The organism is Mesorhizobium sp. USDA 3734 (genome assembly GCF_056279665.1).
Genome location: NZ_JBWCCW010000001.1, coordinates 2,093,357 through 2,108,047 on the forward strand (window position 1 = coordinate 2,093,357; position 14,691 = coordinate 2,108,047).

Here is a 14,691-nt window from a genome sequence, read left to right on the forward strand (position 1 = left end):
CAGAACTTCATTCCAATTTTAGTTTTATAACCTAGGTTGTCTTAATGCCGGCGCATGAAGAGCAGATGTCAGGAGGTCGCGCGCCAGGGCGTGCGCTTCCGCGCGCCCTGCTTTTGGCCATGATGTGCTCGACCGCGCTGGTCGCCGAATCGCGGCCGGCGGCGGCTTTCGAGCTTTTCGGCATCAAATTGTGGGGATCGTCCAGCGACGAGGATGCCGACATTGTCGATCCCATGCGCTACGCCGTCACCATCAATGCCCCCGACGCCGACAAGGATCTGGTCAAGAAGCTGGAAAACGCCTCGACGCTGAAAAGTGACGAGGAACGTCCGGTTTCCGGCTCGCTCGGACTGATGGCCAAGGCGCGCAGCGATCGCGAACAGCTTGTCGCCGCGCTCTATGCCGATGCCCGCTACGAAGGCGTCGTCACCGTCACCATCGACGGCAAGCCGCTCGACGATCTGCCGCCCGATGCCGAATTCAAGGGTCCGCAGCCGGTTCCCGTGGTCATCGACATTGTCAGCGGGCCGAAATTCACTTTGGGCAATATCCACCTTGAGGGCGACGCGGCGGGGCTGATGAGCGCCGATTACGGCCTGATATCGGGCGGCGACGCCGGGTCCGGCGCCGTGCTCAAGGCCGAGGCGCTGATCGTGCGGACGCTGAAGGAGCAAGGCAGGCCGCTGGCCAAGGTGACGGACCGCCAGATTGTCGCCGACCATGCCACCTCGACGCTCGACGTGACGCTGACGGTCGCCGCCGGGCCGGTCGCAGGCTATGGCCCGACCACGGTGGAAGGCACTGAAAAGGTCGATCGCGACTTCACCGAATACATGACCGGCCTCAAGCGCGGTCGGCAATACTCGCCGCAAGAGATCAGCGACGCGCGCGACCGGCTGCTGGCGCTCGAGGTGTTCAACAGCGTGACGTTCAAGGAAGCCGACGCGCTCGATGCCGACGGCAACATTCCGATCGGCGTCCAGGTCAGCGAGCGCAAGCCGCGCTATTTCGGCGTCGGCGGCACCTTCTCCAACACCGAGGGGCTGGGCCTGGAAGGCTATTGGGGCCACCGCAACCTGTTCGGCCGGGCCGAGAAGCTGCGCATCGACGGCGCCATCAGCGGCATCGGCAGCAATGATCTCGGCGAGCTCAACTACAATGCCGGCATCATGTTCGAAAAGCCCGGTGTGATCGGACCGGCATCGAAGTTCTTCGCCAGCGTCAAGACCGTGCTCGAACATCCGGATGCCTATGACCATTTCTCGGTCAAGGGCAGCACCGGCCTGTCCTACGAACTGACCAAGAAGCAGACGGTTTCGGCTGAGGTGGCGCTCGACTATTCCCGGATTCACGACGCCTTCGGCAAGCACAAATACCTGATCGCCAGCATTCCGCTGCAATATGTCTATGACAACCGAGACAACCGGCTGAACCCGACCAGCGGATTCCGCGTGCTGGCCTACGCCGAGCCCAGCTACGACATTTTGAGTGGTGCGGCCTTCCTCAAGCTGAAGGGCGAGGGATCGGCCTATCAGTCGCTGGATTCGGCTTCGAAGTTCGTGCTGGCCGAACGTGTCGCCATCGGTTCGATCGTCGGCACCAGCCTCGAACACGTGCCGGCCGACCGGCGCTTCTATTCCGGTGGCGGTGGTTCGGTGCGCGGCTACGCCTATCAGGGCATCGGCCCCAAGGACTTCACCGGCCAGCCGATCGGCGGCCTGTCCTTCTTCGAAACCTCGGTCGAGATGCGCATCGCCATCACTGACACGATCGGCATCGTGCCGTTCGTCGATGCCGGCACCGTGTCGACCAAATCGGTCCCCGATTTCTCCGACGTCAAGGTCGGTGCCGGCGTCGGCCTGCGCTATGTCACGCCGTTCGGGCCGCTGCGCATCGACGCGGCCGTGCCGCTCAACCGCGATCCGGGCGACCCGCATTTCGGCATCTATGCTGGCATCGGGCAGGCGTTCTGAGCGATGAAGACGGTCTGGCGCATCCTTCGCATTGTCCTTTACACGCTGCTCATCGTGGTCGCGGGAGCGATCGGTGCACTGGTCGTGCTGACCAAGACCGAGCGCGGACGCGACAATCTCGCCGGCATCATCTCACGCATGGCCTCGAGCGACGACCGCAAGATCACGGTCAGCGGCATAGACGGCATCTGGTCCGGGGCCCTCAGTGTCGACCATGTCGTGCTGGAGGACCGCGAGGGCGCCTGGCTGGTGGCACGCAAGGTGGCCGTCGACTGGTCGCCGCTGGCGCTGCTGTCGAAGAACTTCAGCGCCGACCGCATCGCGGCCGAGCGCATCGAACTGGCCCGGTTGCCGGTGGCCAGCACGCAGCCAGCGCAGAGCAGCGGCACGACGACGCTTCCCGTTTCGCTCGACATTAAGCAGATCGACCTGCCCGAGATCGCGCTGGGGCAAGACCTTGCCGGCAGCGGCATCGCCGAACTCGCCGCCAAGGGCATGCTCAAGGCCGATGCCGCGCCGCTGGCGGTCGAGACGACGCTCAACGTCTCCCGCCATGACGGCAAGCAAGGCAATGTCGACGCCAAAATCCACTTTGCGCCGGCAGACAACAGGCTCGATCTCGACCTTAAAGCCTCGGAGCCGGCAGGCGGCATCATCGCCAATCTGCTCAAGCTGCCCGATACGCCGCCGGTCGACATAATCGTCTCTGGCACGGGACCGCTTGCCAACTGGAACGGCATCGGCACGTTTTCGGTCGACGGCAAGATCGTCACCCAGCTGACGGGCCGCCATCAGTTGACCGACAAGGGAAATCACATCGAGGCCAAGGGCGACGGCGACTTCGCCCGCTTCCTGCCGGAGAATTTGAAGCCGCTGTTTGCCGGCAAGACCAGTTTCGATGTCGCGGGCACCGCCACCTCAGCCGGCGGTGTCAGCGTCGACCGCGCCAATATCGACAGCGATGCGGTGCATGGCACCGCCACCGGCATCGTCGATCCTGCCGGTGCCAGCGATCTCTCGGTCGAACTCGCCGCCAAGGGCCCGCCCGTGGTGATCAGCGTCGGCAGCAAGGCGCAGCCGATCACGCTGGCCATCAACAATGCCACCGCCCGCGCCTTCGGCGACGGCAAGGCGCCGATCATCGACATCGGCGCGTCCTTCGTTTCGATCGTCGCCGGCGGCACGCGGCTGGACGATCTGGCGGCGCAGATCCATTCCGACGGCTTCGACATCCAGAACCGCGCCGGGCCGGTCACCGTCAAGCTGGAGGCGGGTGGTCTCAAGACCGACGTGGCGACGCTGGCGCCGCTGATCACCGGTAAGGTCGATGTCGATCTGGCCGGGTCGGTCAGCAAGGACGCCATTGCCATCGACCAAGGCACATTGCGTTCCGACGCGCTCAACGCTTCGCTGACAGCCACGGTGGGACTTGCCGATCTGTCGATGCAGCTCAAGATGAACGCGGATGCCGTGGCGACGGCCTTTCCGCCGCAGATCGCCTCGGTGCTCGGCGCCCGCGTGAAATTCTCGGCCAGCGCGACGCGCGATCCGCAGGGGTCCTTCGCCGCGAATTCGATCGAGTTCACGTCCGGTACGCTCAGCGCCGCCGGCACGGCCAGCATGCAAGGCACCGACATCCAGGCCGACATCAAGGGCAAGCTGGGTGATGTTTCGGTGCTGTCGCCGACGGTCGGCGTGCCGGTTGCTGGTGGTATCGACTTCGCGCTGTCGGCAAGCGGCGCCATGACGGCGCCGGATTTCACTGTTACCGCCGACAGCGACAGCCTGACCGCCTCGGGCCGCACGGTGAAGACCGTCAAGCTGACGGCGAGCGGCAAGGCCGACATCGCCAGCCCCGCAGCCAATGTCTCGCTGACCGGTTCCGTCAACGACCAGCCGCTCGACATCAAGGCGCGGCGCTGGTGACGAGCGAAGGCAAGCGTTCGATCAATGGTTTTCTGGTTTCACTGGGCGACAACAAGGTCTCGGGCGATCTCGCGCTGGACGACAAGTACATGCCGCTCGGCACACTGACGCTCGACGCGCCCGCTATCGACCAGCTGGCCGCACTGGCCGGCCAGGCGGTGACGGGCGACATCGACGGCACCATCCGCTTTGCCAAGGAGGGCGACGCACCCTCCGTCGCCATCGACGCGAAGAGCACGTCGATCGCGCGCGGCGAGGTGACGGCCAAGGCCATCACCGTCAATGCGCTGATTGCCAATTATCTCAAGGCGCCGGCGATCGCTGGTTCGATCAAAGCCGACAGCATCACCTCGGGGACCACCGAAATCGGCGGCATCGGCGTCGACCTGAAACGCGACGGCGACTGGACCAATTTCACTGGCGGCGCCACCATAGCTGGCATTCCGGCAACCGCTGCCGGCCGGGTGAAGATTGCTGACGGCACGACCAGCGTCGAGATCGCCTCGGGCGAAGCCACTGTTCGCGGTATCAAGGCGGCAATCGCTCAAGCCTCGACGCTGAGCATCGCCAACGGCACGGCCAGCATTGAAAGGCTGGCGCTCGATGTCGGCGGCGGTTCGGTCACCTTGTCGGGTACCGCCGGCCAGACGCTCGACCTCGCGGCGCAATTTTCGGCACTGCCGGCAGCGCTCGCCAATGATTTCTCGCCGGGTCTCGATGCCGTGGGCACGCTCGGCGGCACGGCGCAGGTGACCGGATCGCCATCTGCGCCAGATGTCCGTTTCAACGCGCAACTGGCCGGCGTCGAAACCAGCCAGACCCGCCAGGCGGGGCTCGGGGCGCTGGCCGTCGACGCGGCAGGCAGCTACACCATGGCCGGCGGCGTTGTGCTCGACCATGCGACGCTGACCGGCGACAAGATTTCCGGCAAGGCGGCCGGCATCCTCAACCCGAACGGTGCCAGCGATTTCGCTCTCGACCTCATCTCATCCGGCCCCAGCCTGCCTCTGACGGTTGGCAGCGCCGAGAGTCCGGTCAAGATCGAGATCCAGTCCTTGTCGGCCAAAATGGCGGGCGAAAGCACACAGGCCCGGCTGGATATCTCCGCGATCCTGCCCTCGGTCACCACCAGTCCCGCCAAGGTGGACGGGCTTGTCTTGGCATTGCACTCGGATGCGTTCGATCTCAAGAGCCGCTCTGGGCCGGTTTCCGGCACGGTGTCGGTGGACAAGGTCGGTCTCGACAACCCCGCGATCGCGCCACTGATCGCCGGCAAGGTCACGGCAGCGCTCAACGGCCGCCTGACGGCCGATGCGGTTGCCATCGACAGCGGCTCGCTAAAGAGCGATGCGCTGAACAGCCAGGTCGCCGGCCAGGTGTCGCTGCGCGACGGCGCCATCGATCTCAACCTGAAGGCGGATGCTCCATCATCGGCCCTGCCGGCGGCGGCGCGCGGCATGCTTGGCGAACGCGCGCAGATCAGCGCCACGCTGAAGCGCGACCCCAACGGCAGTATCGATATAAACGCATTGAAGCTGGTCTCGGGCGCGCTGACCGCCGACGGGCAGGCGAGCCTTGCCGACAACAAGGTGGCCGCCGACATCAAAGGTGCGCTGAGCGACATCTCGTTGCTGTCGAAGGATGCCAAGGGCGCCATCGCCTTTGCGTTGAACGCGCAGGGGCCGGCCACGGCGCCGGATCTGTCACTCACGATAGACAGCGACAGGCTGCTGGTGGCATCGCGCGAGATCACCGGGCTGAAGCTGACCGCCACTGGCAAGGCCGATGCCGCCAACCCGGCGGCGAATGTGCAGCTGACCGGCAATGTCGCCGGCCAGGCGCTGCAAGGCAGTGCGGTGCTGGCGACGGCGGACGGCAAGAGCGCTATCAACGGCCTGCTGCTGTCGCTGGGCAAGAACAGGATTTCCGGCGATCTGGCGCTGGATGAGAAGTTCGTGCCGGTCGGCACCATCGCGCTCGACCTGCCCGATATCGGCCCGCTGGCGGCACTGGCGCTCGAAAAGGCCGAAGGCGACGTACGCGGCACGATTGCTTTCTCGAAGAACGGCACCGCACCGCAGGTCGCGATCAAGGCGGCGACAGCGTCGATTACGCGGGGCGACCTTCAGGCGAAAGCTGTCTCTATTGATGCGCTGGTCGCCAACTATCTCGCCGCACCCGTGATCTCCGGAAAGATCCGCGCCAATACCGTCACGTCGGGTGGCACCGTGATCAGCGGGATCGATGTCGATTTGAAGCGTGACGGCGACTGGACCGGCTTCTCCGGCGGCGCAACCGTCAAGGGCATTCCGGCACAGGCCGCCGGCCGGGTGAAAGTGGCCAACGGCACGACGACCATCGAGCTTGCGTCCGGCCAGGCGATTGTCCAGGGCATCAAGGCAGCCATCGCCCAGGCCTCGACCGTCACCATCGCCAACGGCACGACGACGCTGGACCGGCTGGTGCTGAACCTTGGCGGCGGTACGGCAACGGTGACCGGCAAGGTCGGCACGGCGCTCGACATCAACGCGACGCTGGCGCGGGTGCCGATGTCGCTCGCCAACGGTTTCTCGCCGGGGCTTGATGCCGCCGGCTCGATTTCGGGCACGGTCAAGGTGACGGGTGCGCCGGCGAACCCGACAATTGCCTTCAATATCGACGCGGCCGGCGTGCAGACGTCGCAGACCCGAGGTGCTGGTGTCGGTGCGGTGAGTATCTCCTCGTCAGGCACCTTTGCCGCCAACAAGCTGACCTTCAATGCCAATGTCAGCGATGGAGCCGGCCTCGGCCTCAAGGGCGGTGGCACCGTGACGACGGCAGGCACGCCGGCGCTGGTGCTCGACTTCAATGGCGCCGTGCCCTTCGGCCTGCTCAGTCAGAAACTTGCCGCGCAGGGCCTGGCGCTGACAGGAACGGCCAATGTCAACGTGCAGGTGCGCGGTCCCGCGACTTCGCCTGTCATCGGCGGCAGCGTCAGCACCTCCGGTGCGCGCCTGGTCGATGCGCGCTCAGGCCTGGCTGTCAACGATCTCGCCGCCGATGTCTCGATCGCCGGCGGTGTCGCCCGGATCAACCGGCTGACCGGAACACTGTCGACGCGCGGCAGCCTGTCAGCCAGCGGCACGGTCGGCATCAATCCGGCGCAGGGTTTCCCGGCCGACCTGTCGATCAAGCTGGTCGACGGCCGCTATACGGACGGCCGTGTGGTGACCGCCAATCTCGGCGGCGACCTGACGATCAAGGGACCGCTGACGTCCGCACCGGTGATTGCCGGCACCGTCAACCTCGCCAAGACGGTGATCACGGTTCCGGACAAGCTGCCGGGCTCGCTGGCGGCGCTCGACGTCAAACACAAGAATGCGCCGGGTGCGGTCAAAGCGCAGGACAAGGCGCTGCGGCCGCCGACGACCAGCGGCAAGGGCGGCGGCACGGGCCTCGCGCTCGATGTCACGGTCAACGCGCCGAACCAGATCTTCATCCAGGGCAGGGGTGTCGATGCCGAACTCGGCGGCTCGCTCAAGCTGACCGGCCCGGCCTCGTCGCCGCAAGCGGTCGGCACCTTCACCCTGCAGCGCGGACGGCTGTCGATCCTCGGCAAGCGGCTGACCTTCACCGAAGGCACGGTCGGCTTCTCCGGTTCGCTGGTGCCCTATCTCAACCTGACGGCGACCACGACGACGACCAGCGCCACCGTCACCATCGTGGTGTCGGGCGAGGCGACCAATCCGAAATTCACCTTCTCCTCGGTGCCGGCGCTGCCCGAGGACGAGGTGCTGGCGCAATTGATCTTCGGCCGCTCGATGTCGAACCTGTCGCCGCTGCAGATTGCACAGCTCGCGGAGGCCGCCGGACAACTGGCCGGTGTCGGCGGCTCGACGTCGCTGCTGGAAAACCTGCGCAGCGCGATCGGCGTCGACGATCTCGACGTCACCACGGACGACAAGGGCGGCACGGCGGTTTCGGCCGGCAAGTACCTCAACGACCGCACCTATGTGACGATCCAGAAGGGCGACAAGCCGGGCTCGGGCAAGGCGACGATCGACCTCAATGTCGGGCGCGGCGTCAAGCTGCGTGGCGAGGCCAACGATGCCGGCGAAGCCAAGGGCGGCATCTTTTACGAGAAAGAATACTGACCTTTCGATGGGGTTTTTGGCCCCATGTCAGCTCGGAGCTGGCGCTGTTCGAGCTCCGCTAAATGTCCCAGTTTAATCGACTATCGAGATTCCAGAGGAATCCGTCGCATAGTAGCAAATTTGCGCCAAGACTGTCGTTATCACGCGAACCGCTCCCGTTCCAAAGTTGCACATTCCCTAACATGTTCCCAATCCATGTCGTCTTTGACATCATGGCCTGGATGCGGAATGTTAAAAGGCGGAAAGCCAACAATGGGAGTTAAGTCATGACAATTTACAAGAGTAACGGCGATCGCGTTCCGGATCACATCCTGGCCATGGCCGAAGAAGCCAAGGCAGGCAGGGTCGATCGCCGCGAATTCCTGGCCATGGCCAGCGTCTTTGGTGCCTCGACGGCAATGGCTTACGGCTTGCTCGGCCTCGCCGACCCGACGCCGGCGAAGGCCGAAGAGGTGAAGGGCAAGAAGGGCGGCACGCTGAAGATCGCCCAGTGGATCAAGGATCCCAAGGACCCGCGCAAGGCCGACTGGTCGGAAATCGCCAATGCCGAGCGCCAGGCACTCGAACCGCTGGTCAAGTACACATCCGAATACACGTTCCGCCCCTATCTGCTGGAGAGCTGGGACGTCAACGACGACGCCACGCAGTACACGCTGCATGTGCGCAAGGGCGTCACCTGGTCGAATGGCGATGCCTTCACCGCCGATGACGTTATCTTCAACCTGAAGCGCTGGGCCGACAAGAAAGCCGAAGGCAATTCGATGCCCGGCCGTCTCGGCTCGCTGGTCAAGGACGACAAGCTCGACGAAAGCGCCGTCACCAAGCCGGACGACCACACGGTGGTGCTGAAGCTCACCAAGCCCGACATCGCGCTGATCCCGAACATGTGCGACTACCCCGGCCTGATCGTCCACAAGAGCTTCGATGAGAAGGGCGGCGATTTCAAATCCTGCCCGATCGGCACCGGTCCGTTCGAACTCGTCTCCTACGATGTCGGCCAGAAAGTGGTCTACAAGCGCCGCACCGATGACAAGTGGTGGGACGGCGAAGTGTTCCTCGATGGCCTGGAATTCATCGACTACGGCACCGATCCGGCGGCCATGGTCAGCGCTTTCGAAGCCGGCGAAGTCCACACCAATTTCGAGACCTCGGCCGACTACGTGTCGATCCTCGACGGCATGGACCTGGTCAAGTCGGAGATCGTCACCGCGTCGACCATCGTCTGCCGCACCAACGTCAACAACAAGCCCTATGGCGACCAGAAGGTGCGCAACGCGCTGCAGCTTGGCGTCGACAACAATGTCGTCCTCCAGCTTGGCTACGGCAATGCCGGCTCGGTCGCCGAAAACCACCATGTCTGCTCGATCCACCCGGAATATTACGAGCTGCCCAAGATTGCCCGTGATCCGGCCAAGGCGAAGGCGCTGATGGCGGAAGCCGGCCAGGCCGACTTCGAACACGAGTTGATCACGGTCGACGAGGACTGGCACAAGAACACCGGCGATGCGATCGCCGCCCAGCTGCGCGACGCCGGTATCAAGGTGAAGCGCACCGTACTGCCGGGTTCGACGTTCTGGAACGACTGGACGAAGTATCCGCTGTCGATGACCAACTGGAACATGCGCCCGCTCGGCGTCCAGGTCCTGGCCATCGCCTACCGCACTGGCGAGGCCTGGAACGAGGCCGGCTGGTCGAACCCGGACTGGGATGCCAAGCTCAATGCGGCGCTCGCCGTTGCCGACGCCGCCAAGCGCAAGGAAATGATGAAGGACATCGAGCAGATCCTGCAGGATTCCGGCATCCTGATCCAGCCGTACTGGCGCAAACTCTACAGCCACTCGGTCAAGGCGGTGCAGAACTACAAGATGCACCCGACCTTCGAGCGCGACTACGGCAAGGTCTGGCTCGACCAGGCTTGATCGCATCGATAGGGGGAAGGGGCGTCGCCCCTTCCCTCGCTCTTTGCATCGTCCGTCCCTGTTGGTCCGCGCTTTCTCAAAAAAGTTGCGGACTCGCGGGCAAGGCCATGCAACAAAAACAGGGTTGATCGCATCCGAAGGCCTGTTTGACAGCCAGCCCCGCCGGTCACGGCAGGGTTGGCTTTCATAGCCGGCTCAAACCCCAACCCATCGGCAGGGGGCCGCCATGCTTTCCTTCGTTATCAGGCGTCTTGGCACCATGGCATTGACGATGCTGTGTCTGACCATGGTCGTCTTCTTCCTGATCAACCTCGAACCCAATCTGAAGAAGCTGGCGATCAGCCAGACCGAAATGCACACGTCGGCCGAGCAGCTCGAGAGCTGGCTGGTCAACCATGGCTACCGGCAGAACTTCTTCGTCCGCTATGGGCAGTGGCTGGGCCTCGTGCCCAAGCAGCCGGTGACCGACCCGGCGACCGGCAAGCCGGCGCAGCGTTTCTCCTTCTGCAACGACCCGCTCGTGTCGACATTCTCCGGTGTTCTCGAAGGCGACTTCGGCTGCTCGACCAAGTTCAAGGCAACCGTCGCCTCGAAACTGTTTCCCGCGCTCGGCGCCACCGGCATTCTGATGTTCTGGGTGCTGGCTGTGATGGTGCCGATCTCGCTGCTGATCGGCATTCTGGCCGGCATGCGGGAGGGGTCGCGAACCGACCGCGTACTGTCGGTGGCCTCGATCGCCTCGACGGCGACGCCCGAATACGTGTCTGGCGTCATCTTCACCGTCATCTTCGCCTCATGGCTCGGCTGGCTGAACGGCTCGGCGGCCTCGGCCAGCCAGGGCATCACCTTCTACAATTTCACGCTGCCGGTGATGACGCTGGCGATCTACGGCATCGGCTACATCGCCCGCATGACGCGCGCTTCGATGGTCGAGGTGATGACGCAGCAATATATCCGCACCGCCCGGTTGAAGGGTCTCTCCTTCGGCAGCGTGGTGGTCAAACATGCGTTGCGCAACGCGCTGATCGCACCCTTCACCGTCATCATGCTGCAGTTTCCCTGGCTGCTCACCGGCGTCGTCATCGTCGAGGTGATGTTCCGCTACCAGGGCTTCGGCTACACGCTGGTCGAGGCGGCCGGCAACAACGACATCGACCTTCTGCTCGGCTGCTCGCTGGTCTCGGTGTTCATCGTCCTGATCACGCAGCTCATTTCCGATGTCGGCTACGCGTTTCTCAATCCGCGTATCAGAGTTCAGTAGGGGACGAAGCGGATGCCTGTTCAATATATCAGTGGCTTCACCGTCGTTCTCGAAGTGCTGTCGCGCTTCTGGCCGGTCTGGATCGCGCTCCTCATCGTCATGGGTGCGAGCTTCGCCTACAAGAAGAAGCTGGCGCTCTACGGCCAGCTGTTCGACAGCGGCGTCGGCATCGTCGGCGTCGGCATCTGCCTGTTCTGGCTGTTCACGGCGATCTTCGCCGCGACCATCTCGCCCTTCGATCCGCTGGCCCAGATCCCCATCATGAAGGACGTGCTGCCCGGCGCCGTCGAACCGCAATCGGGGCTGACCTATCTGTTCGGCGGCGACAAGCTGGCGCGCGACGTGTTTTCGCGCATGGTCTATGGCAGCCAGATCGTGCTGATCATCGCGCCTGCGGCAACTGGCTTCGCGCTGATGGTCGGCATCACGCTCGGCCTGCCCGCCGGCTATTACGGCGGCAAGATCGACACTGTGCTGTCGTTCCTGGCCAACCTTGTGCTCGCCTTCCCGGTGATCCTGCTGTTCTACCTGCTGGTGACGCCGGGCATCATGGACACGCCGATCCCCTATGGCATGGCCGGTGTCTTCTTCCTGTTTCCGATCATCTTCTTCAGCGTGCTGTTCTGGACGCGCTACAAGAACCGACCCGACCGGCTCTACATCCTGCTTGGCATTACCCTGATCCTCGGTGGCTGGATCTATGCCGGCCTGGTCTTCGACGCCGATCCGCTGAAGATCGTGCACATCGATCCCAACCAGCTCAACATCTTCGTGGCGGTGGTGTTCGCCTCCAGCCCCGGCGTGTTCCGCATCGTGCGTGGCCTGGTGATGGACATCAAGACACGCGACTATGTGGCGGCGGCGCAGACGCGCGGTGAATCGCCGTGGTACATCATGCTGTGGGAGATCCTTCCCAATGCGCGCGGGCCGCTGATCGTCGATGCCTGCCTGCGCATCGGCTACACCACGATCCTGCTCGGCACGCTCGGCTATTTCGGCCTTGGCCTGGCGCCGGAAAGTCCGGACTGGGGCACCGCGATCAAGGACGCCAGCCGCCTGCTGCGCTCCTTCATCCACCCGGCGCTGCCGCCGACGATCGCACTGATGTCGTTCGTGCTGGGCTTGAACCTGCTCGCCGACTCGCTGCGCGAACAATCGATGAAAGACTGATCTCACGGGTTTCGACCCGATGCGCCTGGAAGAACCAGGCCCGAAAGAACCAGGATTGGAGCGACCCATGAATGAGGCAGTTCGAAATCCCGCCAAGCCGACCCCCGGGCCAACCAAAGGGCCGATTATCGAGATCGAGAACCTGTCGATCTCCTTCTTCACCCGCAAGGGTGAGATACCGGCGGTCATGGATTTTTCCTGCACCGTCATGCCGGGCGAAGCGATGGGCATCGTCGGCGAATCCGGCTGCGGCAAGTCGACCGTGTCGCTCGGCATCATGCGCGACCTCTCCAACATCGGGAAGATCGTCGGCGGCAAGATCAAGTTCCAGGGCAAGGACATGGGCGAGCTGTCCGATGAGGAGTTGCGCTCCATTCGCGGCAACAAGATCGCGATGATCTACCAGGAGCCGATGGCGAGCCTGAACCCGGCAATGAAGGTCGGCCAGCAATTGATGGAAGTGCCGCTGATCCACGACAAGGTGTCGAAGGAAGAAGCGTATAAGCGCGCGCTTGATATGGTGCGCTCGGTCAAGCTGCCCGATCCGGAGCGCATGATGCGCTCCTATCCGCACCAGCTCTCCGGCGGCCAGCAGCAGCGCATCGTCATAGCCATGGCGCTGCTGTCGAAGCCGGCGCTGCTTTTGCTCGACGAACCGACGACGGCGCTCGACGTGACGGTCGAGGCGGGCATTGTCGACCTGGTCAAGGGGCTCGGCGAGAAGTTCGGCACATCGATGATCTTCGTGTCGCATAATCTCGGCCTGATCCTGGAGACCTGCGACCGCATCACGGTGATGTATTCGGGCGAAGCGGTCGAGACCGGCAAGATCAAGGACGTGTTCGACCGGATGCGCCATCCCTATACGCAAGGGCTGTTCCGCTCGATCCCGCTGCCTGGCGCCGACAAGAATTCAAGGCCGCTGATCTCCATCCCCGGACAATTGCCGCTGCCGCACGAGCGGCCCAAGGGCTGCAATTTCGGCCCGCGCTGCCACCATTTCGTCGAGGGCGTCTGCAACGCCGCCGAAATCCCGATGATCGAGGTCGCCGGACACGAAGGCCATTTCTCGCGCTGCGTGCGCTTCAACGAGATCGATTGGGAGGCACTGCCGCCCGGCGCCAAGAAGGTCAATGAGCGCGTCGTGCCCGGTGCGCCAGTGCTCAAGATCGAGGACCTCAGAAAATACTACAAGGTCGGCGGCAGCGAGGTGTTCGGTTCAAGCGAAGGCCGTGTCGTCAAGGCCAACGAGACGATCTCGTTCATGGCGCGCGAATCCGAGACGGTTGCCATCGTCGGCGAATCCGGCTGCGGAAAGTCGACGCTGGCCAAGGTGCTGCTCGGGCTGGAGACGGCAAGTGCCGGCACGGTGACGCTGGGCAACAAGGAAATCCAGTCGACCGGCATCGAGAAGCGCAGCGTCGAAACCGTATCGTCGATCCAGATGGTGTTCCAGAATCCGTTCGATACGCTCAATCCCAGCCATTCGGTCGGTTCGCAGATCATCCGCACGCTGGAGAAGTTCAATGTCGGCAAGACGGTTGCCGATCGCCGCAAGCGCATGCTGGAACTGCTCGACCTGGTGAAGCTGCCTCGGGCGTTCGAGACCCGCAAGCCGCGCCAGCTGTCGGGCGGCCAGAAGCAGCGCATCGGCGTTGCGCGGGCCTTTGCCGGCGATGCCAAGGTGGTGGTGGCCGACGAGCCGGTCTCGGCGCTCGACGTGTCGGTGCAGGCGGCGGTGACCGAACTGCTGATGGACATCCAGCGCAAGAACAAGACGACGATGCTGTTCATCAGCCACGACCTGTCCGTCGTGCGCTACATCGCCGACCGCGTCGTTGTCATGTATCTCGGCTACATCGTAGAGCAGGGCACGACCGACCAGATCTTCGCGCCGCCCTATCACCCCTATACCGAGGCATTGCTGTCGGCGATCCCGATCGCCGACACCAGCGTGGTCAAGCGGCACATCGTGCTGGAAGGCGACATCCCGTCGGCGATGAACCCCTCCGTCGGGCTGTCCGTTCCAGACCCGCTGCGGCTACAAGAAGCTGGTGCCGGACAATCTGTGCGAGACCAAGGTGCCGCCGGTCAAGCATCTCGGCGACGGCCATATGAGCTTGTGCTGGCTCTCCGACGACGTGCTGGCCAAGATGGAGCCGGTGATCAAGTTCGACAAGGAACACGCGGCGCATGAGGGTGTGCCGGAAGACGCGCCGCATGGTGATGGCCCTGGGTTTGTCGGCACGCCACCGAAACGTCCGCGCGGCAAGAAGCCGAACTTAACAGCATAGAGGCAATGCCGTGCG

The 14,691-nt window shown here is 63.8% G+C and carries 4 protein-coding genes and 2 pseudogenes; all 6 read left to right on the plus strand.

Going from position 1 to position 14,691, the window contains the following annotated elements; translation table 11 throughout:
* Positions 1-44: 44 nt before the first annotated feature.
* The 6 genes and pseudogenes from ACZ89F_RS10005 to ACZ89F_RS10030 all read left to right on the plus strand — a co-directional run bounded on the left by ACZ89F_RS10005 (position 45) and on the right by ACZ89F_RS10030 (position 14,676).
* On the plus strand, positions 45-1,973 hold the full coding sequence (locus ACZ89F_RS10005; protein ID WP_476091548.1) for an autotransporter assembly complex protein TamA: 1,929 nt from the start codon (positions 45-47) through the stop codon (positions 1,971-1,973).
* Positions 1,974-1,976: 3 nt separating this feature from the next.
* A pseudogene (locus tag ACZ89F_RS10010) lies at positions 1,977-8,032 on the plus strand (translocation/assembly module TamB domain-containing protein).
* Positions 8,033-8,298: 266 nt separating this feature from the next.
* The gene (locus ACZ89F_RS10015) at positions 8,299-9,951 is read left to right on the plus strand and encodes an ABC transporter substrate-binding protein (RefSeq protein ID WP_476091549.1); all 1,653 of its coding nucleotides are present in this window, start codon (positions 8,299-8,301) and stop codon (positions 9,949-9,951) included.
* 226 nt (positions 9,952-10,177) lie between these two features.
* Positions 10,178-11,212, plus strand: coding sequence for an ABC transporter permease (locus ACZ89F_RS10020; protein WP_109668419.1), 1,035 nt, complete (start codon positions 10,178-10,180; stop codon positions 11,210-11,212).
* A 12-nt stretch (positions 11,213-11,224) separates the two neighbouring features.
* Positions 11,225-12,382, plus strand: coding sequence for an ABC transporter permease (locus ACZ89F_RS10025; RefSeq protein ID WP_476091550.1), 1,158 nt, complete (start codon positions 11,225-11,227; stop codon positions 12,380-12,382).
* A gap of 67 nt (positions 12,383-12,449) precedes the next feature.
* Positions 12,450-14,676 (plus strand): annotated as a pseudogene (locus ACZ89F_RS10030) (dipeptide ABC transporter ATP-binding protein).
* Positions 14,677-14,691: the final 15 nt, after the last annotated feature.